Annotated in this window: 23 protein-coding genes and 4 pseudogenes; 10 read left to right on the top strand and 17 right to left on the bottom strand. The window is 61.9% G+C overall.

The features are described from left to right. Nucleotides 1-9: 9 nt before the first annotated feature. The 5 genes from L810_RS10225 to L810_RS10205 all read right to left on the bottom strand — a co-directional run bounded on the left by L810_RS10225 (nt 10) and on the right by L810_RS10205 (nt 4,706). Complete coding sequence (locus tag L810_RS10225) at nt 10-1,140, bottom strand: FAD-dependent oxidoreductase (protein WP_021158326.1); 1,131 nt, start codon at nt 1,138-1,140, stop codon at nt 10-12. A 35-nt stretch (nt 1,141-1,175) separates the two neighbouring features. Then, entirely contained in the window at nt 1,176-1,535 is a 360-nt protein-coding gene (locus L810_RS10220) for a Rieske (2Fe-2S) protein (protein WP_021158325.1), read from the bottom strand. Between the two features lie 19 nt (nt 1,536-1,554). Further along, entirely contained in the window at nt 1,555-2,511 is a 957-nt protein-coding gene (locus L810_RS10215) for a VOC family protein (protein ID WP_021158324.1), read from the bottom strand. A gap of 31 nt (nt 2,512-2,542) precedes the next feature. Further along, complete coding sequence (locus L810_RS10210; RefSeq protein ID WP_021158323.1) at nt 2,543-3,703, bottom strand: alpha/beta hydrolase family protein; 1,161 nt, start codon at nt 3,701-3,703, stop codon at nt 2,543-2,545. A gap of 88 nt (nt 3,704-3,791) precedes the next feature. Continuing rightward, a complete protein-coding gene (locus tag L810_RS10205; protein WP_021158322.1) occupies nt 3,792-4,706 on the bottom strand; it encodes a SphA family protein in 915 nt (304 codons plus the stop codon). A 302-nt stretch (nt 4,707-5,008) separates the two neighbouring features. Between L810_RS10205 and L810_RS10200 the strand changes: the two genes are divergently transcribed. Beyond that, nucleotides 5,009-5,941, top strand: a complete 933-nt coding sequence (locus tag L810_RS10200) for a LysR family transcriptional regulator (protein WP_021158321.1) — start codon at nt 5,009-5,011, stop codon at nt 5,939-5,941. A 184-nt stretch (nt 5,942-6,125) separates the two neighbouring features. On the opposite strand, the pseudogene L810_RS47010 reads toward L810_RS10200, so the two are convergent. Beyond that, nucleotides 6,126-6,267 (bottom strand): annotated as a pseudogene (locus L810_RS47010) (IS6 family transposase); the annotation flags it as partial. Nucleotides 6,268-6,321: 54 nt separating this feature from the next. Continuing rightward, the gene (locus L810_RS10195) at nt 6,322-7,971 is read right to left on the bottom strand and encodes a carboxylesterase family protein (RefSeq protein ID WP_021158319.1); all 1,650 of its coding nucleotides are present in this window, start codon (nt 7,969-7,971) and stop codon (nt 6,322-6,324) included. Between the two features lie 62 nt (nt 7,972-8,033). Here L810_RS10195 and L810_RS10190 point away from each other — a divergent pair, with 62 nt between their 5' ends. Together L810_RS10190 and L810_RS10185 are read left to right on the top strand one after the other, a co-directional pair. Beyond that, on the top strand, nt 8,034-9,182 hold the full coding sequence (locus L810_RS10190) for a porin (RefSeq protein WP_081083926.1): 1,149 nt from the start codon (nt 8,034-8,036) through the stop codon (nt 9,180-9,182). A gap of 7 nt (nt 9,183-9,189) precedes the next feature. Beyond that, nucleotides 9,190-10,455, top strand: a complete 1,266-nt coding sequence (locus L810_RS10185; RefSeq protein WP_021158317.1) for an MFS transporter — start codon at nt 9,190-9,192, stop codon at nt 10,453-10,455. Between the two features lie 21 nt (nt 10,456-10,476). Here the strand turns inward: L810_RS10185 and L810_RS10180 are convergent, their stop codons facing one another. Beyond that, nucleotides 10,477-11,454 (bottom strand): LysR family transcriptional regulator, encoded by a 978-nt coding sequence (locus tag L810_RS10180; RefSeq protein ID WP_021158316.1) that lies wholly within the window; start codon nt 11,452-11,454, stop codon nt 10,477-10,479. Between the two features lie 258 nt (nt 11,455-11,712). Here L810_RS10180 and L810_RS10175 point away from each other — a divergent pair. The 4 genes and pseudogenes from L810_RS10175 to L810_RS10160 form a co-directional block, all read left to right on the top strand. Then, a pseudogene (locus L810_RS10175) lies at nt 11,713-12,357 on the top strand (IS5 family transposase); the annotation flags it as partial. A gap of 161 nt (nt 12,358-12,518) precedes the next feature. Further along, nucleotides 12,519-13,157: an acrylate utilization transcriptional regulator AcuR gene (gene acuR / locus L810_RS10170; protein ID WP_042973976.1), complete on the top strand. Its 639-nt coding sequence runs from the start codon at nt 12,519-12,521 to the stop codon at nt 13,155-13,157. 45 nt (nt 13,158-13,202) lie between these two features. Then, entirely contained in the window at nt 13,203-14,186 is a 984-nt protein-coding gene (gene acuI, locus L810_RS10165) for an acrylyl-CoA reductase (NADPH) (RefSeq protein ID WP_021158313.1), read from the top strand. A 94-nt stretch (nt 14,187-14,280) separates the two neighbouring features. Continuing rightward, nucleotides 14,281-14,838, top strand: a pseudogene (locus tag L810_RS10160) (aromatic alcohol reductase); the annotation flags it as partial. A gap of 47 nt (nt 14,839-14,885) precedes the next feature. Here the strand turns inward: L810_RS10160 and L810_RS10155 are convergent. The 9 genes from L810_RS10155 to gcvA form a co-directional block, all read right to left on the bottom strand. Next, nucleotides 14,886-15,323, bottom strand: a complete 438-nt coding sequence (locus L810_RS10155; RefSeq protein WP_021158311.1) for an Lrp/AsnC family transcriptional regulator — start codon at nt 15,321-15,323, stop codon at nt 14,886-14,888. Further along, the gene (locus L810_RS44955) at nt 15,320-15,481 is read right to left on the bottom strand and encodes a homocysteine S-methyltransferase family protein (RefSeq protein WP_257008819.1); all 162 of its coding nucleotides are present in this window, start codon (nt 15,479-15,481) and stop codon (nt 15,320-15,322) included. The genes L810_RS10155 and L810_RS44955 overlap by 4 nt, the downstream gene beginning before the upstream one ends. A 44-nt stretch (nt 15,482-15,525) precedes the next feature. Further along, on the bottom strand, nt 15,526-17,229 hold the full coding sequence (locus L810_RS10150) for a GMC family oxidoreductase (protein ID WP_021158310.1): 1,704 nt from the start codon (nt 17,227-17,229) through the stop codon (nt 15,526-15,528). Between the two features lie 93 nt (nt 17,230-17,322). After that, the gene (locus L810_RS10145; RefSeq protein WP_021158308.1) at nt 17,323-18,162 is read right to left on the bottom strand and encodes an ABC transporter permease; all 840 of its coding nucleotides are present in this window, start codon (nt 18,160-18,162) and stop codon (nt 17,323-17,325) included. Nucleotides 18,163-18,166: 4 nt separating this feature from the next. Further along, nucleotides 18,167-19,429 (bottom strand): ABC transporter permease, encoded by a 1,263-nt coding sequence (locus L810_RS10140; RefSeq protein ID WP_042973933.1) that lies wholly within the window; start codon nt 19,427-19,429, stop codon nt 18,167-18,169. 17 nt (nt 19,430-19,446) lie between these two features. Next, nucleotides 19,447-20,484, bottom strand: a complete 1,038-nt coding sequence (locus tag L810_RS10135) for a polyamine ABC transporter substrate-binding protein (RefSeq protein WP_021158306.1) — start codon at nt 20,482-20,484, stop codon at nt 19,447-19,449. Nucleotides 20,485-20,518: 34 nt separating this feature from the next. Then, nucleotides 20,519-21,613 (bottom strand): ABC transporter ATP-binding protein, encoded by a 1,095-nt coding sequence (locus L810_RS10130; RefSeq protein ID WP_021158305.1) that lies wholly within the window; start codon nt 21,611-21,613, stop codon nt 20,519-20,521. 179 nt (nt 21,614-21,792) lie between these two features. Continuing rightward, on the bottom strand, nt 21,793-24,291 hold the full coding sequence (locus L810_RS10125; protein ID WP_021158303.1) for a CoA transferase: 2,499 nt from the start codon (nt 24,289-24,291) through the stop codon (nt 21,793-21,795). 264 nt (nt 24,292-24,555) lie between these two features. Further along, nucleotides 24,556-25,461, bottom strand: a complete 906-nt coding sequence (gene gcvA, locus L810_RS10120) for a transcriptional regulator GcvA (protein WP_021158302.1) — start codon at nt 25,459-25,461, stop codon at nt 24,556-24,558. 153 nt (nt 25,462-25,614) lie between these two features. Between gcvA and L810_RS49000 the strand changes: the two are divergent. The 3 genes and pseudogenes from L810_RS49000 to L810_RS48990 all read left to right on the top strand — a co-directional run. Next, a pseudogene (locus tag L810_RS49000) lies at nt 25,615-25,913 on the top strand (Tn3 family transposase); the annotation flags it as partial. A gap of 224 nt (nt 25,914-26,137) precedes the next feature. Next, complete coding sequence (locus L810_RS48995; RefSeq protein ID WP_226233588.1) at nt 26,138-26,344, top strand: universal stress protein; 207 nt, start codon at nt 26,138-26,140, stop codon at nt 26,342-26,344. A gap of 17 nt (nt 26,345-26,361) precedes the next feature. Further along, nucleotides 26,362-26,616 (top strand): universal stress protein, encoded by a 255-nt coding sequence (locus tag L810_RS48990; protein WP_226233590.1) that lies wholly within the window; start codon nt 26,362-26,364, stop codon nt 26,614-26,616. Nucleotides 26,617-26,618: the final 2 nt, after the last annotated feature.

The following is a 26,618-nucleotide window of genomic DNA, read 5'->3' as shown; positions in this document are numbered from 1 at the left end:
TCCCCTGCGTCAGATCGGCCGCGCGAGATTCATGTGCGTCTCGTGCATGATGCGTCGGTGTTCGTCTCGGTCGCCGTCGACGATTTCGATTTCGCCAAGGCGCCCCGAGTTTTCCACCACCATGCGGCAGCGCTCCCAGCGGCGCGCCTGAAATGCGTGCAACGCAGCGTCCACCGTCACGCCGCGCCCCAGCTCTTCGGCCAGCACGATCGCATCCTCGATGCCGATACCCGCGCCCGCCGCCATATGGGGCGTGGTGGCGTGCACCGCGTCGCCGACGAGCACCACCCGCCCGCTGAACCAGGGCGTCGGCAGCAGCAGGCTTTCCAGCGGACGATAGTTGACGCGTGATTCGGTGCCGATCTGGGCGCGGATGGACTGGATCAGCGGCACGTCGAACGATGCGAGCAACTCGGACAGCATGCGCGGCCATTCGGCAGGATCGATGTAGTCGTTGGTCGGCCTGTCCTCGGTGACGAAGACGTACATTTCGTCCCGGGAAACCGGATTGACGCCCGCCTTGATCCGGGGCCCCAGCCACATCGTCGCGCAAGCGATCTCCGCCGGTCGCGGCACCACGGCGCGCCATACGCCCTGGCCCGTATAGCGAGGCTTCGGCGCATCGGGAAATGCAACGCCGCGGACTTTCGAGTAGAGTCCGTCCGCTCCGACCACGAGGTCGTAGGTACCGTGCGTGCCGTTCGTGAACATCACGTCCACCTGTTCGCCGCGCGGCTCGATCCGCGAGAAGGTACAACCGAGCTGCACGCGCACGCCCGCGGCACGTGTAGCCTTGGCGAGAATATCGGCCAGCACCGGGCGCATGATTGCGCCGCCGCCAGGAACGTCCTCGCCGGCCACTCGCGGAGTCGGCAGCGTGCCGATGGGCTGGCCGCCGGCGGTAAACAGATTCACGCCGTCGCCGCCGTGGCCGCGATCGAAGAAGGCATCGAGCACGCCGATCGTGCGCAGCGCGCGCAGCGTGGGGCCGCCGATGCTGATGCCGGCACCGTACGAGCGCCAGCCCGGGTCGATCTCGACGAGGTCGACGGTGAGGCCGAGCTTCGCGCACTGGATTGCCGTCGCCATGCCGGAAAAACCGCCGCCGATGACGAGGACGTGTTGAAGAGGGGCTGCCATCTGGATGTCTCCTTGTTATGTCTGATGTGGGTGTGTCATGTCGCAATCAGCACGATGGTGCCGTCGTCCGTCACGTCGATCTCGACGGGCGTGAGCCGCTGGCCGAGGCACGGGCCGAGTACGCACTCGCCGCTTGCGATGTCGAACTGCGCGCCGTGCGCGTGGCAGACGATGCGGGTGCCGTCGCCGTTCAGGTAAGCGTCCTTGCGCCAGGCCATCTGCGTTTCACCGAAAAAGTGCGGGCACGCGTCGCGATACGCACAAACCTGCGTGCCGTGCCGCACGACGAACAGCGTGTCGTGCCCCTGCCCGCCGGGATCGAAACCACGCGCACCGGGATCGGGCAGATCGTCGACGCTTGCGAGAGGAATACGGTCGGGGTATGTCTCGGACATGGCAGAACGATTCTCGCCGTCAATCCGACTTCGCCACCGCTGCCCCCGCAGGAGGACCGCCCGGCGCCCACTTCTCGCGATGCTGGAACAGGAACAGTTGCGATGCGTCGGCGCCCATCGGCGCCTCGCGCGCGTTCCACGCATCGTCGTGCAGATCCATGTCGGCGTCGTACTCGACGTGACAGCCGAGCGGGCTGTTGAAATACCAGAACCAGTTCGAGCCGAAGCGATGGCGCCCCGGCCCCCAGAACGACTGGTAGCCCTTCGCGACGAAACGCGTACCCGCCTGCAGAACCTCGGTCGGTCCGCCCATGTGGAACGTGAAATGCTCGCACCCCTTCATGAACGGCGGCGTCTGAATCATGAACAGCGTGTGATGGTCGAGCGTGCCGGCCGGCTGCAGGAACGGCCCGACGCCCGTGAATCGGTCGGTACAGCGAAAGCCCAGACGCTCCACATAGAACGCTTCGGCCTTCGCGGCATCCGGCACGAAGTAGACGACGTGCGATAGCGTGCGCGGAGTCAGCAAGGCATCTTCGCTCACCGCCACGACGTTCGGCGCGCGCTGTGCAGGCGCGCCCGGCGCATTCACGGGCTCGGCGGGCAACACGAGCGAACGGCGCGTGGTGACCTGGAAGCCGATCGCGAAGCCCATGTCGTCGAGCGATTCGATCGATCCATCGGCGAGTGTGTTCACTTCGCGGTCGCGGCGCAGCTCCGCCGCGATGGCATCGAGCGTCGCGGCATCGGCGACGCCGTAAATCGTCTTGCGCAGCATGCTTGCCGTGCCGAGCGCAGGCGGCAACGCCGGATCGTCGCGGCGCGCGATGTCGATGCCCGTTCCGTCGAGTGCCTCGAAACGGCCGCCGGTGTCGTCGCTGCGCACCGGCAGCAGCCCGTAGTCAAGCAGATATTGGCTGCAGGCGGCGACGTCGTCCACGCCGAAAACCAGCGTATCGGGTCCGATGATGTTCATGAGATGTGCGTGCTTGAGATGGGTGAATGAGTCAGAGCGAGGTGCGTCCGCCGAGCGTTTCGGCGATCCAGTCGGCGATGAAGTGCCCCGCGTTGATCGAGTTGTCGAAGCTCGAATGCTGAACGCCGCCTTCACGCTCGGTGAAGATCTTGAGTTCTCGCTTGGGGCTGTTCACGAGTTGCTCGTAGGTGCGGTGCGCCCAGGCGACCGGAATCTGCGAATCCTGCGAGCCATGCGTGACGAGGAACGGCACCTTGATGCGATCGAGCACGCCGTCGAGATGCACGTCTTCGGCGATGCGCATGAAGTCGTCGATATCCTTCGCGCCCCAGACCCAGCAGACGTGCTTCCAGTAGTGCGGCACCGGGAAGTTGCCTTCGCGCTGCAGGCGCTTTTTCTGGACGTCGCGCCAGTCGTGGTTGGCGCCCCACACCACACCGCAAGCGAAGCGCGGCTCGAAAGCGACTGCGCGCGGGCAGTAGTAGCCGCCGAGCGACACGCCTTCCATGCCGATCCGCTTCGGATCGACGTCGTCTCGGCTTTCGAGCCAGTCGACGATCTTGCTCGCCCAGACCTCCGAGTTGTACACGGCATTCAGGCCGTGCAGCCGCAACGCTTCGCCGGTACCGGGCTGGTCGACAATCAACGACGATACGCCGCGCGCGGCCAGCCATGCCGGCAAGCCCACGAAGTACTTCATTTCCTTGGTCGAATCGAGCCCGTTGACCTGCACGAGCAGTGGACTGCGCGCATCGGCGCTCTTCGCTTTCACAAGGAGTCCGGAAAGATGAGTGTCGCCGTACGGAATCGCGACGCGCTCGCAGTTGTCGCCGGCGAGCACGATGCCCTTGTCGAACGTATCGAGCGAGCGGTGGTACAGCTCGAGGCGCCCCGGGGCATCGTGCGCGAGCATGCGCTCGGCCGTGATCAGGTAGATCGCGGCACGCTTGTATTTCTCGCCCGCCGACAGCAGCCGCCCCAGGGCCTCGTCGTCCCGCGCGAGATCGCAAAGACGATCGGCCTTGTCGACCCACGCTTCGCGAAACGCACGTGTGCCGTCCGCGTCCGGCTGCCTGGCCGCTTCCTGGAGCGGACCGCACATGTCCTCGATTTCGCCGATGCGCGCACCCATTTCGATGGCGAGATTGACGGACAGATTCCAGACATAGTTGGTAGGAAAGTATCGGAACATGCTGATTGCCTCGATTGAAATTGCGTATTGCTCGATGACGGTGCTGACGACCGGGTTCTCGCGCGCTGTCCGGCACGCGAGACGATGCTCAGCCCTTGCGCCCGAAGCCTGCCCACAACGGGATGGCGATGTTCAGCCAGACACTGCTGCTCTTGGCCGTGTTGGCGGCATAAATGCCTTGCTGATAATTGAGGTTGACGTTCCAGCTTCTGGCGTCGTACACGACCGACGGGCCGATGCCGAAAGTGCGCATGCGATTGCCCACGCGCACGCCGCCGGCCTTGTCGTCGCTGAACTGGTTCAGGTACGCGCCGACGACGCCGAGCTTCCATGGGCCGAAGTTCCAGCCGGCGTTGAACTCGGCGACGTAACCGTCGCCCGAGCTGTAGTCCGTCGCGCCGTTCTTCAGGTTGAGTAGGAAGCGGTTCGCGAGTGCGACGTCGATTCCGTTGGGAACGTTGTAGCGAATCGAGATCACCGGCTGCACCGAGGTGTACCCCACCGCGACGCTCGACTTGACTGGGCTATAGGAACCCGTCTCGAACGCAACGTCGATGCCCGACGCGATCGCCAGGTTCGGCGAGAGATTCCATTGCAGCAACACAGGCGTCAGCGTGATGTTGGAGAGGCCGTTCTGTGTGCCCGACTGCCCGAACACCGTGCTGTGCAAGGACACAACGGGAATGACCAACTGCGTATAGACGTTTGCGCCGAGCAGGTGGAACGGATACGCCGCCAGCAGGCGCGTGGTTTCCGAGAGCACCGACGTATGGAACGGAATCGGCAGCTTCTTGCCGTCGTTGCCGTAGAGGCCGTTCGCAAAGCTGTAGTTGAACTGTTCGAGTGCGAACAAGCCCGGGATCGGTGGCAGGTTGGCGATGTTCGTCCCCACCGCTCCGGCCGGATACGGTGAAATCCCGCCTTCGAATGCCTGCGCTTCCTTCATCGAACCGGTCGCCAACACGGCGCAACCGACAACGGCTGCGATCAGTTTCGTGGACATGCTGTCTCCTCCTGCTCGGGGCGCGTTTGCACCTCCGGTCATCTCTTTTAATAGTGGAAAGCGCGGTGCACACGGCCGAGGTACAGCGGTACGTTCGACCTGAAATGCCCTGACGCTGGCCTCCCGATGCGATGCGTCGGCAGCCGTCGCGTCGAGATAGCGCTAGGTTAAGATAGGCCGATGTATCCCAAAAATGGATTCGATCCATTGCCGATATCGACGGCGTCAATACTTTCAGGTTAAACCCTGATAGTGCATCCGGCGGTCACGCGGCAGCGAAGAGGACAACGGAGACAGCACACATGCGGTTCAACAAGCTCGACCTCAATTTGCTCGTTGCGCTCGACGCGCTCCTGAGCGAACAGAACATCAGCCGGGCGGCCGAAAAGATCCATCTGAGCCAGTCGGCGATGAGCAACGCGCTTTCGCGGTTGCGCGACTACTTCAACGACGAACTGCTGGTGCAGGTCGGCCGCAAGATGGAACCGACGCCCCGCGCCGAGGCGCTCAAAGACGCCGTGCGCGACATTCTCGTGCGCGTCGACGCGACGGTGGCTGCCCATCCCGAATTCGTGCCAGCGCAAGCGAATCGGTTGTTCCGCCTGTTCGTCTCGGACTACACGATGACGACGCTCATGCCGCACCTGTTCGCGCTCGCTTACAAGGAAGCACCCGGCATCCGATTCGAGCTACGTCCGCAAGTCGCTTATCCCCACCGCGTGCTTGAACGCGGCGAAGCGGATCTGCTGATCATCCCCAAGGAGTATTGCTCGACCGAGCATCCGGCCGAGGTGCTGCTGGAGGAAACCTACTGCTGTGTGGTGTGGAACCACAGCCCCCTCTCGCAGGGCGAGATGACGAACGAGCGCTACATGGCGGCCGGGCACGTCATCGTGCAGGTCGGCGACGCACAGACGACGCTCGAAGACTGGTTCATGCAGCGGCTCGGCGTCGTGAGGCGCGTCGAGGCGAGCACGTACAGCTTCGTGTCGCCGGCCCATCTGCTGGTCGGCACGAACCGGATCGCCACCATGCACCGACGGCTCGCCGAAGAGGCCGCACGCAGCCTGCCCATCGTGCTGCGCGAGGCGCCGGTGCCGGTTCCGACGCTGGAGCAGGCGATGCAATGGCACAAGCATCGGACCTCGGACCCCGGACTCACCTGGTTGCGCGGGCTGCTGAAAGAGGCGGTCGCGAAGATGGACGAAGGGCGCCATGATGCTCGCAAGACATAAGGCCTCAAGAGGTACTTTCTCGGCACCACTACGCGCGCATGGCGCTATGAGGCCGATGCCCGTTCCGTGAAGTCGCCCACTCGCTGCGACTTCGTTCCAATGGGTCAAAACCAGGGATGTCCACACAAAGACGACTTGCGTATTGCCGAGCGAGTCAACCATTTTCTCCGTGGGTACGATACGAGTAGCTGACCACGACGCCGCGCTCGAACAGCAGTTCTTCGATGTCGCGCAGGCTAAGCGGGAAGCAAAAATGCCAGCGGCACGGCCAGGCTGATGATGGCCGCCGGAAATCGATGTCCACGATAGAGCGATGTCGTCTTCATTCCGTCATACCTTGCTAACGTGACAGTGCCTGTGCCCCTCGTGAACCTACTCCGCTAACGTGACAGCGTCTCCGGTGCTGAGAACCCCGGACGTTCCGTATAGCACGATACCCATTCGGCAAAGTGCATCGCATCGATACGATCGGGTCCGCAACGGGTCCATGCGGGCAGATCGTCACCATTCGGGTCTCCCGTCTCGATGAAATTCATCAGATAGGACCGCATCATGCCGGAGAGATCGTTCGCGAAAGCACGGTTTGTCCCGGCCAGCATGGGTGCGTCGGTCCAGTCGTCGAAATTGCCGAAAGCGAAGGGCAACTCGAAACAATGGCCAGCGCCCACATGCGGCTGACGAGACGCGATGTCGAATTGGTAGCCGTAGACATCGCTGCCGGCTTTCGCCAGCGAACCTGCTGCCTCGATTGCGGGTCGCTTGAAGATTGCATACGACGTCAGTTCGACCAATGCCGCGTAGGGCGTGCTTCCCGGACGCTGCTGCATGACACGCTCGTAATGGCGCGTCCCAGCCTCGCCCAGTTCAGCGTGGAATACGCGCTCGACCATGCTTCGCGTCGCATCCACGGCTGCCGGGTTGCTCGCGAAGAAGCTGCCGGTTTCGTGGCGCGTCCAACCGATCATCACGGGCTTTGGCGCAAACCGCAACGACTGCTTCACGGGATCCGCCGCGACGCGATTGACCGCGACGGGCATGAAGCCCACCGGTACTGTGCCGAAGCCCGCGCGCGACGCGAGCAGCCTCGCTTGCAAATCCAGCAGCACCTGTACCGGCGCATTTCGCAGATCGACAGCGGGGTCGTGAAATTCGGCGAGTGCGCAAAAGTCCGATGCGATCCGATGCGCCTCCTCGGGCAGGAGAGGCGGGAGGCCGGGCAAGCTGAGTACGGCAGCGGAGCGCGCGAGACCGGCCGTTTCCTTCATCCCCATGAGCATCCTCGTGTACCACGCACCGGCCGATTGGCCCGCAAATGTAATAGCTTCGGGATTACCGCCGAATCGCTCGATATTGCTGCGAACCCAGTCGAGCGCACGCAGGATGTCCGTTACCGAAAAGTTGCCGGCCGCCACGCCGGGCATACACAGATTGCCGAGAATCCCGAGCCGGTAGTTGAAGGTAACGACAACCGCGCGCCCGGACCGGGCGAGTTCGGTTCCGCTGTAGCACGGTAAGGCGCCGCCGGTCACGAACCCGCCGCCATGTATCCAGAACAGCACCGGCAAGTTGCCGGCAAGCGACGGTGTGTAGACGTTCAGGCGATATGCGTCTTCGGACATCTGCACACCTTGCGCGGTCGGGCCCATCACGAAGTCGAGTCGGCTCGGCAACTGCGGAAAGACCGGCGCGGGACCGGTGCAATCGCGAACGCCCTGCCAGCTCGCGGGAGGAAGGCAGTCGCGATAGCGACCGCCGTCGTTCGCATAGGGAATGTCCTGGAAGACCAGCGCACCGTCCACGCTGCGACCGAGCAATTCGCCTTGCTCGCAGCTCGCCAATATCGTTTGCATCAAACGCCCCTTGATCGGGAACCACACGGCCGTGCGTCGCACACAGACGCGCCCCGCACGATCCCCAGTGTTGTCCGAGCGTAAATCGTCGGCGATTTTTTCCGGGAACACGATGGAAATATCGTCACGTCCACGTGAATAACGCTCAACCCCGCACGATGCGCGAGGCCGCAGCGACATGACTGTTTTTCAAGGGGGAGCGCAATTTATTTCCGTTTTGTTTCGGAAGGTGGCGTCGCAGCATGGGCCGTCCACATGCAACGTCCCGATTCCCAACTACAAAAGGAGGCCCCATGTTTCGAAGCGTTCACTTCCGCTATGCAGCATTTGCGTTGAGTATCGGATGGATACCGCCCGCCGTTGCGCAAAGCAGCGTGTCGATCTCCGGTGTGCTCGGCGAGGGCGTTGCGTACACCAGCAACGTGGGCGGCCATTCGAGCGTCTACGCACTGCCGGCCGGGGTGCTACGCCCGAACTCGCTGATATTCAGCGGCCAGGAAGACCTGGGCGGCGGATACAAATCGCTGTTCATGCTCGGTACGCTATTCGGCATGAACAACGGCGCCGTACTGGGCGCGTCGGGCAGCCTGTTCTCGCGCGAATCGTATGTCGGCCTCGTAACTCCATACGGCACGCTGACCTTCGGACAACAGCGGGACTTCATGTTCGATACGCTCACGCTCCAGCAGTACTCCGGTGCGTTCTATCAGGGCATCTGGGGCGCGCACATGGGGCCGTTCGCCTCCTTCGGCGTGCCTTACGTCGTCCGGCAGGCGTACGACTTCGACCGACTCAACGGAGAAGCCCTCAACAACGCGGTGAAATTCAAGAGCATGCCCTTCGACGGATGGACGTTCGGCGCGATGTACAGCTTCGGCGGAGTGCCAGGGCAATTCGCGAATTCGAGCGGTTCGAGCTTCAGCGTGGCTTATCAGTTTGCGAACGGCAGCATCGGCGCAGCGTATACGTACGCCCGCTCGCCGCTCATCGAGCACGGCAACGCGGGCATCCGAAATACCGGCATCGGCGGACGCTACCGGTTCGGGCGCACCCAGGTCGCGCTGCTCGGCACCGTTTCGCGCAACACGAGCACCGGGGCGCAGATCGACAGCGTGGACACGAGCATCAGCTACGCAATTTCGCCGTTCTGGAACATCGCCGGCACCTACACGTACATGGGCGGCAATGCACCGCTCGACAACAACCACGCGAACCAGCTGGCCGGAACGCTGACATACAACCTGTCGAAGCGCACGTCCGTCTACGCGACACTCGCATGGCAGCGCGCCTCCGGGCGCAGTGCGTTGGCTCGCATCAACTCCACACTGGCCGAGCCGTCCGGTTCCGCCGTGCAAACGTCCGCTGCGCTAAGCATTCAACACGCCTTCTGAGCCTGACATGACCCACCCTCTTTCCGCATCGCCAGGCGCCACGGATAACATCCGCGGTCCGCGCAGAACGTGGCTCGCCGGCATCACGGCCTTTTCGATCATGGCTGTCGACGGTTTCGATACCGCCGCGATCTCGTACGTGGCCCCGACGGTCGCCGCAAGATGGAGCCTTCCGCCTGCTGCACTGACTCCCGCGTTCATGATGACGAGCCTCGGCGCGGTGATCGGCTATCTGCTGAGCGGGCGAGCGGTCACCCGGTTCGGCCGCCATCGGCTCGTGACCGCATCGATGATCGGCTTCGCGCTGCTTTCGCTGGCGAGTGCCGCTGCGGGATCGATCGTGGAAATGTCCGTGCTGCGGCTCCTGACGGCGCTGTTTCTCGGTCTCGCGGTGCCCGCCACCATTGCGGGCGCCACCGGGCACGCGAGCGCGGGCCGCCGCTCCGCGGTGGCGGCCGGCGTGGCGACGGGGATTTCGGCGGGAGGCGCCATCGGTGGCGGCATGGCAGCGCTCCTGATTGCGCATTTCGGCTGGCAGGCCATCTTCATCGTCGGGGGTATCCTGCCGTTGCTGCTCTTGCGCGCTGCGCACGTGCTGCTGCGGGATCCGCCGAATGCGATGCCCGCCACGCCCGCTGCGACCGTCGTCTGCAACGGCCGCGCAGATGGGCAACCGTTTCTGCGAGCGATGGTGCGTGCGCCGTACACGCTATCGAGCTATCTCCTCTTCGCTCTTGCATGCCTGGGCTTTCTCCTTGCCTATGCGTTACTGTTCTGGATTCCGACCTTCCTCGTATCTTTCGGATTCGCGCCCGCCACGGCAGCGCTTGGCGCGATGGCAGCGTCGGCGGGCGGCATGGTTGGCAGTGTCGCGCTGGTTGCGTCGGCCGGGCGCATAGCCGAGGAAACGGTGCTTATGTCGCTGACGGCTCTCGGCATTGCGTGCGTGGCGGGGCTGACATTGGGCGGACTCCACGGCGAAGTGGCCGCGCTGCTGTTCGTCGCCGGCATCGGCGCCGCGACGGGAGCCATCTGCGTTGGACAAGCCGCGCTTGCCGTGCGCATCTATCCCACCGAATTGCGTACGGCCGGCATCGGATATGCCGCCGCATGCGGGCGAGCCGGCTCCGTGATCGGGCCAGCCGTCGTAGGTGCGTTGCTTGCCCGCGGTTGCAATGCGCTGACCATCCTCGGATGGGCGACGATGCCGATGATTGCGCTATTCGTCTTGCTCGCGATGCTCAAAAGGCGGGGCGCGCCCTTTCCGCGCTAACGAACTCCGTTGGCCGTGCCGTCAGTCACGGATGTGCCGGGCGGCATCCTGGTCCGCATCGCTTTGCGATGCCGATTCGCGGTCCAGGCCGAGCTTGGCCAGAACCACCTTCATGAACTGGGCGAGCGCGGGCGTCGGCGGCTTGTCGGCCCTCGTGACGGCAACGAGCGGCCCCAGGTGAAAAGGCAATCGGCAGTCGACGGGACGCAGACCGTAGGAGTCGGCCAGATCGGTCGATACGCATCCCGGCACAAGCAGCAGCGCATCGCTTTCCCCAACGGTCCTGAGCATGAGGTGGGAGATGTGCGATGAAACGATGTCGGCTTTCACGCGCATCCCCATTTCCCGTACCGCGAACTCCAACTGTTGGCGAACGATGTTGGGCTGCGCGGGCAATATCAGCGGAAAATCCAGCAGATTTTCAAGCGTGGCGGGTCCGTCCAGAAGACGATGCTCCTTGCGGGCAACGAAGCAGGGATGGTCGTCGCGCAGTTTCGCAGCCTGATAGTTGTCGCTGAAGTGTCCGCTTGCAAGTCGCCCGATGACGACGTCCAGCGTGTCCTGATCGAGGCGTTCGATCATATTTTCCATCGCATCCTCGCGTAACGACACGCGTACACGAGGGAACGCCGCGCGAAACGCATTGACGCAATCGGCAAGCGCGCCCCACCAGCCGAGCGGCAGGAATACACCGACAGAGATCGCACCGGTATCGCCGTTGCGAAGCGCTTCCAGTTCTTCCTGCGCGCGCTGAACGTCTCCCAGAATCAGATGGCCGTGACGGACCAGCACCTGGCCGAATGACGTCGCACGCATGCCGGACGGCGTGCGCTCGAACAACTGCGCACCGATGATGGATTCCGTTTCCGCCAGCGATTTCGACACCGCCGACTGGCTAACCGAAAGCACATCCGCCGCTTTGAGCAGGCTGCCTTGGCGGGCGACCTCGATAATAATCGCGATGTGTCGCAGCTTCAGTCGATGATGTAACGGTGTCATGGAAGAAGGATGGCGTGCCCGAAACGATGTGATTAGCCAGACCGATGGCCGCGCTACGGAGTCTCGCAGCAGACCGAAGTAAGCCGCAGTCTAATAGGGCCATTAAAATGGCGGCATCGGTAAAAGCCCGTCATGGTAAAACGCGTCGATAGAGTGATCTAGCAAATCCGGACAGCGAGACCACCTCTAGCAGGCTGTTGGAATACCCCGGTCGGTCCTGCACGATGTAGGTTCCCGAGATCACGGAAGAGCAGGCCGATGCGAGGTGCGGACGGTTACAACAAGTCGTTGTTCAGCACGATGAGGCTAGAAGAATTTGTTCCGCAGGCCCATCCGCTGCGCCAGGTTCGGATATGGCTGAACGAAGCGCTGTCGAAGATGGATGCGAAGTTCTCGGCAATGTACGAAGTCGAGGCGAAGGGAGGCCGACCGAGCATCGCGCCTGAGAAGCTGGTGCGGGCGATGTTGCTGCAAGTGCTGTACAGCATCCGTAGCGAGCGGCAACTGGTTGAGCAGATCTCGTACAACCTGCTGTTCCGTTGGTTCGTCGGCCTGCCGATCGAGGAAACGGTATGGAATCACTCGGTGTTCATCAAGAACCGGGATCGGCTACTGGAATTCGACGCGGTGACGGAGCTGTTCAACGCGACGGTGGAAACGGCGCAGAAACGGGGCCTGCTGTCTGGCGAACATTTCAGCGTCGATGGCACGCTGATTCAGGCCTGGGCTAGCCACAAGAGCATCCGTCGCAAAGATGGTAGCGACGACGACCGGCCGCCGGGCAACTGGCACGGCCAGCCGCGCAGCAACCAAACGCATGAATCGAAAAGCGACGGTGACAGCCGCCTGTACCGAAAGAGCAATGCGGCGCCGGCGCTGCCGAGCTATCTCGGTCATGTGCTGTACCGTGCCGTCGAGCCCGTGCGTCGTTATTACGACGTTCGCTCCGGGTCGCCCATGATCGATTGCGTTTTCCAGCAGGTTTGTTAGCAATTGGCTACACGAAACGTCAGGTCAGACATACGAACGGTTGATTTTTGAGACGAATGGTCTATTATTCGAACATGGACGTTCGAACTGATCCGCCTCGCCGCCGCGGCAGGCCCCCGAAGCAGCACGAAGACCTCGTCGCCACGCGCGACATGCTGTTGCGCACCGGGCTCGAGATCCTCACCGAAAAAGGCTTTTCCGCCACCGGGCTCGACGAGATCCTTGGGCGCGCCGGCGTGCCGAAGGGCTCCTTCTATCACTACTTCGACAGCAAGGAAGCGTTCGGTCTCGAACTGATCGACCACTACGCCGAGTTCTTCGCCCGCAAGCTCGACCGCCATTTCAGCCAGCTGGACAGCTCGCCACTAGCGCGCGTGCGCGCGTTCGTCGACGACGCCCGCGACGGTATGGCCCGCCATGCGTACAACCGCGGCTGCCTGATCGGCAACCTCGGCCAGGAAATGGGCACGCTGCCGGAAAGCTTCCGCGCCCGTCTGCGCGCGACGTTCGAAGACTGGCAGCGCCGTCTGACCGAATGCCTGGACGCCGCGCAGCAGGCGGGCGAACTGGCGGAGTCCGCCGACCCCGCCGCGCTGGCCGCGTTCTTCTGGATCGGCTGGGAAGGTGCGGTGCTGCGCGCGAAGCTCGAACGCAGCGACGGGCCGCTCGCGCTGTTCGCGCAGTTTTTCTTCAATGGATTGCCTCGCCGCTGAATTTTTTTACGATTAATTAGACGATCAGTCTAGAAAGGAGGACGCATGTTCCAGGGTATCGTGATCGACAAGGACGAAACCGGCCAGCACGCACGGCTGCACACGCTGGACGACGCGCAGTTGCCCGCCGGCAACGTGACGATCCGCGTGGGCTATTCGACGCTGAACTACAAGGACGGGCTGGCGATCACCGGCAAGAGCCCGGTCGTGCGCAAGTTCCCGATGGTGCCGGGCATCGACCTCGTGGGCGAAGTCGAAGCGAGCACGCACCCGGATTACCGCGCCGGCGATCAGGTCGTGCTCAACGGCTGGGGCGTCGGCGAAACGCACTGGGGCGGCCTCGCGCAGAAGGCGCGGGTCGACGGCGACTGGCTGGTGCCGCTGCCGTCCGCGTTTTCGCCGCAACAGGCCATGGCCATCGGCACGGCCGGCTACACCGCGATGCTGTGCGTGATGGCGCTGGAACGGCACGGGGTGCGCCCTGGCGACGGCGAGATCGTGGTGACGGGCGCGGCCGGCGGCGTGGGCAGCGTCGCGACGGCCCTCCTCGCGCGGCTCGGGTATCGCGTCGTCGCCGTGACGGGCCGCCCGGCCGATGCCGACTACCTGCGGCAACTCGGTGCGGCGGAGATCCTGGATCGCGGTCAATTCAGCGCACCCGGCAAGCCGCTCGGCAAGGAACGCTGGGCCGGCGCCGTCGACGTGGCCGGCAGCCACGTCCTCGCCAACGTGTGCGCGACCACGCGCTATCGCGGCGTAGTGACGGCCTGCGGCTTGGCCGCCGGCATGGACTTCCCGGCCACCGTCGCGCCGTTCATCCTTCGTGGCGTGACGCTCGTCGGCATCGACAGTGTGATGTGCCCGCGCGCCGACCGGCTGGAAGCATGGCGCCGGCTCGCATCCGACCTCGATGTGGAGAAGCTCGGCACGATCAGCCACCAGGTCGGCCTCGGGGATGTCATCCCGCTCGCCGAAGAACTGATCGGCGGCAAGGTGCGCGGGCGCATCGTCGTGGATGTCGGCGCATGAATCCAGCAACAGTACTCGGTCGCCCCACGTCGTTCATCGATGCCGACGAGGTGAAACCAGTTCTTGCCGAGATCAAGCCGATGACGCGGACGCGGTGATCGGTCGCGGCAGTCCGCAGGACATCTTCGATGCCCAGCTGGACGTGCGCGAGTTGCTGCGCAGTCAGCACGAGACCGAGTGGGTCATCATCTCGACCGGCATGTCCACGGTCTACCTGTTCGAACCGGACTTCGGTGCCATTGATCTTCAAAACGACGCGGTCCACGCGCTGGGCAGCCTCGACACCGCCGTGACGCTGACAACGCCCGAGGATATCGGAGCGCTGATTGCCGCGATCGTGTTTGCCAAACCCCGCATCCGGAACGAGATCGTCTATCTGGCCGGCGACACCGTGACTTACGGGGAGGTCGCAGACAAGCTGCAAGCGGCCCTCGGCCGCCCTTTCAGTCGTTCGGAGTGGACCGTGCAGTATTTGTTGGATGAGCTGGCGCGCGACCGGCACAACATGAGGCGGAAGTATCGTGCGGCGTTTGCTTTAGGACGGGGGGGCGCATGGGACAAGAGTGGGACGTTCAATCAACACCACGCCATTCCGGTCACCGACGTGACATCGTGGACCAATGCAAACCTTATTTCGGGCCGCAGCGAGTAATCGCAAATCCAACCTAGCTCACATCTCGACGCTCTCAGGAGTGCTGGTCACCGCTTATGAACGACCGAATCGAGCACGAAGCTGGTCGTCATATTCTGCACACCATCCATCGCACTGATCGTCGCCCAGATATCGCTGATGCGCTCGTGCGTGGGCGCCTCTATCTGCACCAGCAAATCGACCTCACCGCTGGGGACCGCGCAATCGCGCACCTCGGCGATCCGCTCGAGTGCGGCCAGCACGTCCGCGCCGCGCATCCGGTCCTTGCGATACACAAGCATCATGGCGCGCACCGGCACGACATCGTCGGGCAATGCGAGCCGCACCGTATAGCCCGCAATGATGTTCAGCGCTTCGAGCCGGTCGATCCGGTTCCGGACCGCCTGCCTGGACAGACCGATCCTGTCGGCCAGCACCGCGAGCGGAATCCGCGCATCGGCACACAACGCGTCGATTATCTTCTGGTCCAGGCCGTCGATCTTCATTCGCCGAACCCGGTATGCCGGGCACCGCGTGCATCGACCGCGTCGCGCAATGCCGCGATGTGGCCCGGGCCGATTCCGCAACAGCCGCCGACGATCTGCGCACCGAGCGCAAGCCACTGCTCCGCCCATTTCGCATAACCAGGCGGATCGACCGGGATTCCGCAGTGACGAAATTAATCTTCTCTACGCCAGTGTCTATGCGTCATGTCGACAATACTCCGCCACGAATTGTCTCCGCCGACCTGCCTTCCCGCTTTCGATCTGCACGAATCATCTCGCTAGCGCGCTCCGCGATCATCAGCGTCGGCGAATTAGTATTGCCGGACGTGATCGTCGGCATGACCGACGCATCGACGACCCGCAAGCCGCTCACGCCGCGCACGCGAAGCCGGGAATCGACGACCGAGCCTGGATCGTCCGCCCTTCCCATCCGGCAGGTTCCAACCGGATGAAAGATGGTTGTTCCGACGTTGCCGGCTGCATACTGCAACTCCTCCTCAGTCTGGAATTGAATGCCGGGCAGAATTTCCTGCGGGCGAAACCGCTCGAGCGCGGGTGCCGCAACAATGCGCCGGGTCAGTCGCAGCGCGTTGGCCGCGACGTGGCGGTCTTCCTCCGTCGACAGATAGTTGGGCGCAATACTCGGTGCCATCAGCGGATCATTCGACGTGATGTGCACGCTACCCCGCGACGATGGCCGCAATTGACAAACGGACGCCGTAAATGCGTCGAACGGATGCAGCGGTTCGCCGAACCGTTCGAGCGACAGCGGCTGCACGTGGTACTGGACGTCGGGGCGCGACAGCGTTTTATCGTTCGGGTCCGACTTCGCAAACACGCCGAGCTGCGACGGCGCCATCGCCATCGGCCCGCTTCTGAACAGTCCGTACTCGAGACCGATCATCAGCTTGCCCCACCAGTGAGCACTGAGCGTGTTCAAGGTCCGCACACCTTCAACCTTGAATGCCATGCGCAATTGCAGATGATCCTGCAGATTCTCGCCGACGCCGCGCAGATCCTCCACCACCTCGATTCCAAGCTTCGCCAGACGATCGGCATTTCCGATTCCCGACAATTCCAGCAATTGCGGAGAATTGACCGCGCCGGCACACAGGATCACTTCACGCTTTCCCTTGGCAATGCGCGATTCGCCGCCGTGACGAAACTCGATTCCGGTGCAGCGCTTGTTCTCGAACAGGAGTCGTCGGGTCTGCGCGTTCGTCAGAATCGTCAGGTTCCCCCGCTTCGCCACGGGTCGAAGATAACCTTTCGATGCATTCCAGCGAATGCCGTGCTTCTGATTGACGTCGAAATATCCGACGCCGGTGTTGTCGCCGCGATTGAAATCGTCCGTTGCGGGTATGCCGGTCTGCTCGGCGGCTTGCGCGAACGTTTCGAGAATGTCCCATTTCAGTCGCTGCTTTTCTACGCGCCACGGGCCGCCGGCGCCATGAGCATCGCTTGCACCGCCGTGATAGTCCTCGCTCTTCTTGAACGTTTCGAGCACCGAGTCCCATCGCCAGGACGAATCGCCCGTCATTCGCGCCCACCCGTCGTAATCCTCTCGCTGACCGCGCATGTAGATCATGCCGTTGATCGACGAGCACCCACCCAGAACCCGGCCTCTTGGATAGGACAGCGCCCTGCCGTTCAATCCCGCCTCGTCACGGGTCTTGTAACGCCAGTCGGTCCGTGCGTTTCCGATGCAATAGAGATACCCCACCGGAATATGAATCCAGTGGTAGTTGTCCTTCCCGCCCGCCTCGATCAGCAGCACGGATACGTCATCGTCCTCGCTCAAGCGATTCGCGACCGCGCAGCCAGCCGTACCTGCTCCGACCACGATATAGTCGAACTCGCCAACCGATTGCGTCAAGCGGGCTTCGTTGATCTCTCCTGCCGACATCTTGCCTCCTGGATTATTTGCATGACATCTGCGCGTCGTTCCGGACACTTGCCTCCACCAGGGCAAATCCGATCATCGCCGGCGCAGGCAACGTCAGGTCAACATCTGCCTCGCGACGGATCGGGAACGCAACCATTCCATGGTGATCAGCAGCAGACTTGAGAAGACGATGAAAATGGACGCGAGCGCGGCGACCGTGGGCGTGATGTTTTCGCGAATCCCGATGAACATCTGAAGCGGAAGCGTTCCCTGAGTCGGACCGGCGATGAACATCGTGATCACGACGTCGTCCAGCGACGTAGCGAACGCAAACAGCGCGCCGGAAATCACCCCTGGCGCAATGATCGGCAACGTAACGGCAAAAAATGTTCGTACCGGCGATGCCCCCAGGCTCAGGCTGGCTCGCACATAGTTCTGGTTGAAGCCGGCAAGCGTCGCATTGACCGTGACCACGACGAACGGCGCGGCGATCACCGTATGCCCGAATATCAGTCCGGCATACGTTCCGGCCAGTCCCCATCGGGCAAACAGCAGGTACATCCCGACGCCGGTGACGATGACCGGGACGATCATCGGCGAGATCAGGACGGCGACCAGCAAACCCTTGCCCCTGAACGATGCCTTGTTCAATCCCAATGCCGCCAGCGTTCCGAGGATGGTTGCAACGACCGTCGCGATCGGCGTCACGATGAAGCTGTTTGCGCCGGCGCGCGCCCAGTCCGTGGACGTGAACAGATTGTGATACCACCTGAACGAGAATCCGTGTATCGGATAGACGAGAAATGAGTTCTCGTTGAACGAAAGCGGAATGATCGCCAGGATCGGCAAAATCAAAAACAGTAGCACCACGACGTTTGCCGATCGCAGTGCGTAATGCCATACGATTTCCGGCGTCGACATGTAGGGCGCGAAACGCGGCACGTGAGTTTTCATGATGCTAAGCCACCTTGATTTCCGAACCGACGATCCTTCGATAGAGCGCGAAGAGCACCAGCGTCACCAGGAGAAGGACCGCACCGAGCGCACAGGCCATCCCCCAATTCAGGGCCACGTTGGTGAAATACGCGATGTAGTAACTGACCATCTGGTCGCCGGCGCCACCGAGCAGCGCCGGGGTGATGTAATAGCCCAGCGAGGTAATGAATACCAGCAACCCGCCCGCGCCGACACCGGGAAGCGTCTGCGGCACGTAGACTTTCCAGAATGCCCCGAAGGGATGACTGCCAAGAGAAATGGCCGCTTTGGTGTAGCTAGAAGGAATCGACTTCATCACGCTGTAGAGCGGCAGGATCATGAATGGCAGCAAGATGTGCGTCATCGCGATCAACACCCCCGTCCGATTGAACAGGAGCGACAGGGGCGTCGAAATCACCTGCAGCGCCATCAACGCCTTGTTGACGAGGCCCGCCCCCTGGAGAATGACGATCCACGCCGAGATCCGCACGAGAATCGACGTCCAGAACGGCAGAAGCACCAGGATCATGACGAGATTCGCCTTTCGAGCCGGCAGAATCGAGATCCAGTAAGCGAGCGGATAACCCAGCACCAGCGCCGCAAGCGTCACAAGCCCGCTGATCACGAAGGTCCGCATGAACACCGCACGGTATGCGGACGCGCCGTTCTCGACCGGCACGATGCGGCCGCCCGAGTCCTCACGATAGTCGATCGTGGCAAGGAGATACTGGCTCGTGTAACGGGACGATACGCTTGCGATCGCCTGCCAGTAGCTTGTATCGGCCCAGCGCGGGTCGACTTCGATCAGGCGCCTTTGCATATCCTGCGCGGAAATCGCCGCATCGTCATCGGTGAAAGGAAGCGCGCTGGTCGTCTTGTAAAACAACGACCGGAACCCATCCTTCAGGCCGTTCAGCCGACCGGCGGCGGTGCCGGTATCGTTGTCGCCACCGTTGCTCTCCACGTCGAGCACCAGCGCACGGTAAGCCTCGGCAGGAACGGGTGACTTGCCATCCCAGTGGCGCAATGCCGAGGTCGTCTTCGGCAATGCATCGACCACCTCGGGACTTTGAACCGATCGAGAAATCATCGATGCGACCGGCATCACGAACACAAGCAGGATGAACAGAACGAGGGGCGCCACCAGTCCAAACGCCACGACCTCCTTTCGAAACTGAACGGCTCGCAGCGACCGCTTGAGCTGGCGTGTATCCCAGCTCTGTTGCCGAGAAGTTATGGTGCTCATGCTTCTTCCCCCGGTCGTTACTTCGCGGCCCAAGCCGTAAAGCGCTGCTCCAGTGCGTCGCCGTGGTCCGTCCAGAACTCGACACTGTTGGGAATGGCGGTTTTGCCATTCTTCGCTGAATTGGGAAGCGCTGCCTGTGTTGCCGCATCGAGCATTTTCAGCGCTGCCTTGTTGGTCGGACCATACGGAATCTTCTGCGCGAACGCGACTTGTGCCTGGGGCTTGAGCACATACGAGATGTATTTTTCGGCCGCTTCCTTGTTCTTCGAGCCCTTCGGAATGACGAAGAAATCGAGTTCGTAAATACTCTGATCCCACGCAATACCGAGATTCTTGTTTCCTTCACGCACTGCCGCGTCGATGCGACCGTTATATGCGGTCGACATCGCGACGTCACCCGCAATCAGGAATTGCGGAGGCTGCGCGCCAGCCTCCCACCACTGGATGTAGGGCTTGAGTTCGTCCATCTTCTTGAACGCGCGTTCGACACCCGCGGACGTGCCGAGCACCGTGTAGACGTCCTTCGGCGCCACCCCGTCAGCCATCAGCGCGAACTCCAGGTTATAACGAGCCTCCTTCTTCAATCCCCGCTTTCCCGGAAATTTCTTGACGTCCCAGAAATCCTTCCAGCCTTGCGGCGCGCCCTTGGTCAGCGTGGGGTTGTATGCGAGCACGGTCGACCACACGAACGTGCCGGCTGCGCAAGGCGTGGCAGCTCCGGCCATCAGGTCGCTCTTGTTGGCGATCTTGGACCAGTCGAGTTTCTCGAAGAGACCATCCTGGCATCCGCGACCGACGTCCGCCGCTTCCACCTCCAAGACATCCCAGGTGACATTTCTGGCCTCGACCATCGCTTTGACCTTGGCCATGTCACCCGTGTACTGGATGGCATTCGTCGCTATGCCGCTTTCCTTCGCGAACGGGTCCACCCACGCCGCCTTTTGAGCATTGCCGGCCGCGCCACCATAGTTGACGGTCGTGAGACCATCGGCGAAAGCTGCCACCGACAGAGACGCGAGCAGCGCGGCGCAAATCATTTTCGAATTCGATTTCATTGTCTCCTCCTACTGAGTGATAAAAACTAGACAGTCAGCTCAAGATCTTCAGGTGATCCTCCCGGAACGACAGCGCAATCCGGTTTCCCTGACGAACGTGCGACCGCCAATCGTGTTCGAGGGGAACTTTGACGAAACACTCGGCTTGTCCCGGGCCACGGCAACGCAGTCGGACGTGGTCGCCGAAATAAATTGCGTCGAGCGTTTCGGTTTCGATGACATTGCCCTCGTTGGCCGAGAACGTCGATTCGACAGAGAGCCGTTCCGGTCGGATAACCGCCGTCGCCTGGTTGCCGACGTCAACGGACGCCACATTCAGTGCGCGCACCGTCGTCCCGTCCGCGAGCCGAAGCTGGCAGCGGTCGCCGTTCCTTGCAACGACCGTGCCGCTCATCCGGTTGTTGTCGCCGATGAAATTCGCGACGAATAGATTCGTCGGTGATTCGTACAGGCGATCCACGGTATCGAGCTGCTGAATCACGCCCTGGTCGAACACGGCAACACGATCGGACATCGTGAGTGCTTCACTCTGGTCATGCGTGACGTAGACGAAAGTCAGTCCGAGCTCTTCGTGAAGCGCCTTCAACTCGAGCTGCATGTGTTCGCGCAATTGTTTGTCGAGCGCGCCGAGGGGTTCGTCCATCAGCACGAGCCGAGGGTTGAATACGAGTGCTCGTGCCAGCGCAACGCGCTGCTGCTGACCGCCGGACAGCTGGCTGGGCATCCGTTTGCTCAGCTTATGCATGCCGACCATGTCGAGCGCTCGCTTGACCCTTGCCTCCCGTTCAGCGGGCGGCATTTTCCGAACCTTGAGCGGGTATTCCAGATTCTGTGCGACCGTAAGATGAGGAAAGAGCGCGTAGTTCTGGAACACCATCCCGATATTGCGTTTATGTGGCGGGATCCGATTCAGCAACTGGCCATCGAGCCAGATCTCGCCATCGGTTGGATACTCGAATCCTGCGAGCATCATCAGACAGGTCGTCTTTCCTGAGCCGGATGGGCCGAGCAAAGTCAGGAATTCGCCCTTTTGGATTTCAAGGTTGAGATCCTTGACGACTAGCGTCTCGCCGTCGTAAGTTTTTTTGACGTGACGAAAGCTCACAAGAGCCTGGGTCGGATCGTGCATGGCTGTCTCCAATGTAAGAATATTCACATCCCGCCGTAGCCTTGCGCACGTCGGCTGTGTGTCGCGTTGATTCATCCGGCGAACCACCGGCGCGACTGTCTCGTCGTCGCGACGTTCGCTTTGCACCGCGCTTCGTGCGGGAATGCTCGACTCGTCGCGCGACTCGACAAGACCCGCAACTAGCTGGGCAAATACTCTTCGGACCAGCTATCTCCGATCGCATGTCGGGCAATCAGTATCTCGATCTCGGCATCGCTGTATCCGAACTCGCGCAGGACGGATTGCGTCGATGCGCCGAATTTTTCAGCGGGTGCCAAGGCGCGAATCCGGGCATGGCGCGGACGAATCGCGAAGGGATCGAGCTGCGTGACACATCGACCGCTAGGATGATTCGCATAGACGCTGAACGAGTAGCTGCCGTTGTCGATACCGGGACGATCGTCGCTAGGCCGGCTGTTGTGCCGACGCAGATTGACGATGTTGTCCGGCACCGCCGCCGCGATATTGGCGGCCTGCAACCTGATCTGCCAAGACGCGGCGGACGCGGTACCCAGCGCGGACGCGAGGAATGCAGCTGGATCCTTGGCTGCCGCAATTCCGGCCAGACCTTCGACTCGATCCAATTCGTTTAACTCACTTTCGCTGGTGTCCACATAGATCCAGTCGTCCGCGGCCCGGAAGAATCGAGACATCGCGCCGTAGCCGCTCGCCTCGCGACCGGACGGCTCGTCGAATGGTGGGCGATTCGCATAGTCATACGCGAACGGAATCTGTACCAGATTGCCGAGTGCCGACAAGGAGGTTCTCGCGCGCCCAACCTCGCCTGTTTTCGCCTTGCGGTAAAGCGCGGCAGCCACACCTAGCGCAGCCGCGAATCCGCACATGACGTCGATCGTTCCGACATGCGCATGCTCCTCCGGCGTCTCCATGCCGCCGCCGAATCGCACCATGATCCCGGTGCACGCCTGGATCAGATCGTCGTAGCCAAGGTAGTCGGTCCGCGGCCCGCGTCGAGGACCGCCGAAGCAGTCGAGCTGGCAGAAGATCACGCCGGGATTGATGGAACGGAGGCTCGCCTCGTCCAGCCCCAGCGGCTCAAGCTGACGATCCGGGGCATTCATGACGATCACGTCGACAGACCGGGCGAGTCGAGTGAACACCTCGCGTCCATCCGGATGGTTCAGATCGACGAGCACGCTCCGCTTCCCACGCGCCGACGACATCCCGAAGACCACGGTGTTCCACGGATCATAATTCGGCACGACGGGGTCGAGTTTGATGACATCGGCACCAAAACGGCCGAGAAACGACGCCGAATGGGGGCCGGCAATCACGTTCGTCAGGTCGAGCACACGCACCCCGTCGAGCCACCCCTGTGTTGGTACCCCCGACGGGGCCGGCAGTTCAGTACGCTCCTGCTCATCCAGAATGGCTAACGCATCCCGGAAGGTCACCGGATGGCGGGACGCCGGTGAGAGCATGGATTCGGCACAGTCTTCAAGCCACGCGACCGGCCCGGGCTGTTTCATCACACCGTATTCGAAATCGTCGACATTCACGACCAGGCCGGCAGTATTCGCGTGGCCGTCATGCAGCCACTCCCGCGTCGTCCGGTGTGCCGCTCCAGGGAAACCTCCTTCACCGAAAATCTTTTCCCACTCGGCAGCTGTTTTCGTACGAAAAACTTCCTTCATACGCGCGGAAATGCGCTTCGCCCACGCTTCAGGTAACGGATAAACCCCTAGCGACGCGTTCCCTTCCCATTCGCGAATCGGCAGGTACGGATCATCGACCCGTGGCAAACCGGCCTCCAGCATTTCCTCGTACAGTCCCATCGCCTGCAGACAGCGGCGCGCGTGCGAGCGATGTGACGGGCATACCGTATAAAACTTGCGACCGTCGGCGCACTCGTAGGTCCGGTAGAACGGATCCAGATATTCCTGCAGCGCTTCGTACGACAGATCCATCGGTAGATTGTTGGAGCGCCGCCGCTCGATTTCCTTTTCGCGCAGGGTCTTGTATCGCTCGGGGTAGTTCTCGATATGGATCGAGTTGTAGGAGAGCCCCTCCATCACAGCCGACGCCAGCGGGACCTCGATTTCATCTCCCATGCCGGTGCGCTGCCGTGCCTGCAACGCAAGCCCGACAGCCGAGACGGCCAGCATGGTGCCGTAGGCAGACGCCAGCGGCAACGGCGAGAAACTCGGGTTGATGCCCATCAGCACGCGGTTCTGCCCCATGTCCGTAAAAACGCCCGAAGCCGCCGCGATGATCGGCTCGAACGCGCGCCATTCGCGACGTAACTGGTCGTTGCTGGCAAAGCCGGGCATCGAGAGCGTGATCAGTTGCGGGCGTGCTTCACGCAACTTCGCGAAATCGAGACCCAGCCGCGCCATCACGCCCGGCCGGAAGTTCTCGATGACAACATCCGCGCGGCGGATCAGATCCTTGGCTTCTTCCAGGCCTTTGTCGGTCTTCAGATCGATCTGCAGGCAATGCTTGCCGCGGTTGAGCACCGCATTGGCCGGGCTATCCCAAAGCGGCCCGGCTGGAGGATCCACGTGAATGACGGTCGCACCAAGATCCGCGAGGATCATCGCGACGGCTGGCCCCGCAATGTACTGGCCGAAATCGATGACTTTCACACCGCTGAACGGCAATTGATTGTTCTTTCCCATAATCCGCCGAGTCGCCTCCAGACTGGCCGCATCGCGCGACCGTCGATCATCATGTTGTGGACAATCCCCGTCACCGCCGGCCGGCCGCGTCGCGTCGCGGTTGGATGCCGGTCAAGCGGGATGGAAGCAACTTTCGATGAGAAGCCGTGGCGGGTAAAGCAATAAAAAAAACGAGGATGGGTACGTTTTTTTTATGAATCGAGCAGATGATGGGCAGATCGGAGATCGCGTCCCGGCAACCGGACTCGCATGCCGCATGCGAGATCAGAATCTCGCGTGCGCCTCCTGAACCTGTGCAGTGAGCCATTCGACGAACGCAGCCGCATGAGGATTGACGATGCTGTGCGGGGAATAGACGAGGTAGAACGCCTCACTGGTTGGAAGGCGTGGTTTCAGTGGCGCGATCAACTGGCCGGAGATCAGCATGTGCTCGACGAGGGACGACCTTGCGAGTGCAACGCCCTGACCGAGTTCAGCCGCCTTCAAGGCCGAAATCAGCGTGTCGAATTGCATTCCCTTCGAAGAATCGACCTTCGATGCGCCCGCTTTTTTGAGCCAGTATCCCCAACCTTCCTCGTAGCCGAGCACATGGAGAAGTTCGAAACGCGCGAGGTCCTTCGGCACCGAAAGCGGTGCTTTGGGAGACAGCAACCCGGGAGCACAGACCGGCAGCAGCGTGTCCCAGGTCAGTCGCTCAGCACGCAGCCCCGTCCATTTCCCGTGCCCGTAGCGGATCTCCAGATCGGCTTCGACATCGGTGACGCTGCTATCGCCTCCCCAGATATTGCTCGTAATGCGTAGATTGACGTCCGGATACCGCTTGCGAAAGTCCGGTATGCGCCATGCGAGCCAATGCGTGAAAAATACCAGACTCACTCGCACCGTCAGCACCTTCAGATGGCCTTGCCCGAAAATCTCGTCGGTGGCGGCAGCAAGCCGCTCTATCGCTTCATGCACGACTGGCAGGTAGGCGAGCCCGGCCTCGGTCAACTCGATGCCTCGCGGCAGGCGCTTGAATAACGCCGTACCGAGCTGGGATTCAAGTCCTTTCACCTGCTGGCTGATCGCGGCCTGGGTCAGATTCAACTCGGTCGCCGCGTGCGTGAAACTGAGGTGCCGGGCTGACGATTCGAATGCGCGTAGCCAATTGAGCGGTGGAAGTCGTTTCATCGTGCGAATCGTTGCAATAGATCTGTTGGGCAAAAGAGGGTACCGGCATTCTATTGCACCGACGCGATCGGAATCGGTCGCTGGGCGCCGCGGCGGATGGTGAGAGGCAACGACAAGTTACTCGCCAGCGCGACATCATATGAGGGATCGACAATCGATATCGACCGCATTCGGGTGGACCTTCCGCAGGAATTGCTCGCCGTAGTGTCATCAGCATTGAGCCCGCTCTCGATCATCTTGATCGCGTAGAACGCCACCGACGTGCAACGCGATATCGACGCTCATCTGGAACAACCGGTTGAAGCGGACCGGTTGCGGCGAATTGCTCCCCTCATATCGAAGGTATCAACTTGCGTAGCACCTTCAATTTCCCAGTGCCGCTCTATCCGAAGCGGATCCTGCCAAGTGCCGCGGCCGACAACGCAATCCCATCAACAAGCCACCGAGCTTAACAAGGTGTCCGTTCGGGCCAAGTTGCACAGCTAAACGATGGTGGAATTTCGAGCCGACACTACCAACTGACAACGGCCAGCGACCTCCAAGCGAGGGGGAGACAGTATCGCTTTGATTTATATAGGAGTTTATTTGGGGTCGCAAGGCGAGGCCTTGCTGGGCTTAAAGGCGATTGACAGGAAAAATGGGTGGAAATCAAGGGCCCCCCCATAGGGAGACATTCATGAACATCGGCATTTCACCCGTCCAGGCCGTCCGCGCTCCTCAGCGAGTGCTGATAGCCGTCGACGGAAGCGAGATTGCACTCGACGCATTGCGGACAGGGTTGACATTCTCGCGGGCCGACACCGAATTCCGTGCGATATACGTGGTTGATCCCCCCCAATGCTGGGCGACTTCGTCCTTGGCGGGGCACTGGAAGAAGCATTGATCGGCGAAGGAAATCATGTGCTCCTGGGTGCCACGGCCATACTCGAAGGCACGGCCAAACATGCGCAGTCGCAACTCATTCACGCAGATCGAACCGGCGCGGACGTTTCCCATCTGATCGTGCGCGACGCACTCGAATGGAATGCGGACATGATCGTCATGGGCACGCACGGGCGGCGAGGCGTGACGGGCTGGCTCGTCGGCAGCGTGGCCGGGCGCGTGGCGCGCATCACGAAGACGCCGGTCCTGCTCGTCCATGCGTCGCGTGCGTGACG

Source organism: Burkholderia sp. AU4i, assembly GCF_000466765.1.
Classification (GTDB): Bacteria; Pseudomonadota; Gammaproteobacteria; order Burkholderiales; family Burkholderiaceae; genus Burkholderia; species Burkholderia cepacia.
The sequence above is the reverse complement of the archived record's forward strand: the minus strand, read 5'-3'. Positions and strand labels throughout refer to the sequence as shown.

Excerpts from the sequence above, each read along its gene's own strand:
- L810_RS10140 (WP_042973933.1), bottom strand. The coding sequence starts at position 19,429 with ATGAGCACCATAACTTCTCGGCAACAGAGCTGGGATACACGCCAGCTC.
- L810_RS10195 (WP_021158319.1), bottom strand. The coding sequence starts at position 7,971 with ATGTCGCTGCGGCCTCGCGCATCGTGCGGGGTTGAGCGTTATTCACGT.
- acuR (WP_042973976.1), top strand. The coding sequence starts at position 12,519 with ATGGACGTTCGAACTGATCCGCCTCGCCGCCGCGGCAGGCCCCCGAAG.
- L810_RS10190 (WP_081083926.1), top strand. The coding sequence starts at position 8,034 with ATGGGCCGTCCACATGCAACGTCCCGATTCCCAACTACAAAAGGAGGC.
- L810_RS10145 (WP_021158308.1), bottom strand. The coding sequence starts at position 18,162 with ATGAAAACTCACGTGCCGCGTTTCGCGCCCTACATGTCGACGCCGGAA.
- gcvA (WP_021158302.1), bottom strand. The coding sequence starts at position 25,461 with ATGAAACGACTTCCACCGCTCAATTGGCTACGCGCATTCGAATCGTCA.
- L810_RS10130 (WP_021158305.1), bottom strand. The coding sequence starts at position 21,613 with ATGCACGATCCGACCCAGGCTCTTGTGAGCTTTCGTCACGTCAAAAAA.
- L810_RS10135 (WP_021158306.1), bottom strand. The coding sequence starts at position 20,484 with ATGAAATCGAATTCGAAAATGATTTGCGCCGCGCTGCTCGCGTCTCTG.
- L810_RS10180 (WP_021158316.1), bottom strand. The coding sequence starts at position 11,454 with ATGACACCGTTACATCATCGACTGAAGCTGCGACACATCGCGATTATT.
- L810_RS10200 (WP_021158321.1), top strand. The coding sequence starts at position 5,009 with ATGCGGTTCAACAAGCTCGACCTCAATTTGCTCGTTGCGCTCGACGCG.
- L810_RS10150 (WP_021158310.1), bottom strand. The coding sequence starts at position 17,229 with ATGTCGGCAGGAGAGATCAACGAAGCCCGCTTGACGCAATCGGTTGGC.
- L810_RS10205 (WP_021158322.1), bottom strand. The coding sequence starts at position 4,706 with ATGTCCACGAAACTGATCGCAGCCGTTGTCGGTTGCGCCGTGTTGGCG.
- L810_RS10215 (WP_021158324.1), bottom strand. The coding sequence starts at position 2,511 with ATGAACATCATCGGACCCGATACGCTGGTTTTCGGCGTGGACGACGTC.
- L810_RS10225 (WP_021158326.1), bottom strand. The coding sequence starts at position 1,140 with ATGGCAGCCCCTCTTCAACACGTCCTCGTCATCGGCGGCGGTTTTTCC.
- L810_RS10210 (WP_021158323.1), bottom strand. The coding sequence starts at position 3,703 with ATGTTCCGATACTTTCCTACCAACTATGTCTGGAATCTGTCCGTCAAT.
- L810_RS10155 (WP_021158311.1), bottom strand. The coding sequence starts at position 15,323 with ATGAAGATCGACGGCCTGGACCAGAAGATAATCGACGCGTTGTGTGCC.
- L810_RS10220 (WP_021158325.1), bottom strand. The coding sequence starts at position 1,535 with ATGTCCGAGACATACCCCGACCGTATTCCTCTCGCAAGCGTCGACGAT.
- L810_RS48995 (WP_226233588.1), top strand. The coding sequence starts at position 26,138 with ATGAACATCGGCATTTCACCCGTCCAGGCCGTCCGCGCTCCTCAGCGA.
- L810_RS10185 (WP_021158317.1), top strand. The coding sequence starts at position 9,190 with ATGACCCACCCTCTTTCCGCATCGCCAGGCGCCACGGATAACATCCGC.
- acuI (WP_021158313.1), top strand. The coding sequence starts at position 13,203 with ATGTTCCAGGGTATCGTGATCGACAAGGACGAAACCGGCCAGCACGCA.
- L810_RS10125 (WP_021158303.1), bottom strand. The coding sequence starts at position 24,291 with ATGGGAAAGAACAATCAATTGCCGTTCAGCGGTGTGAAAGTCATCGAT.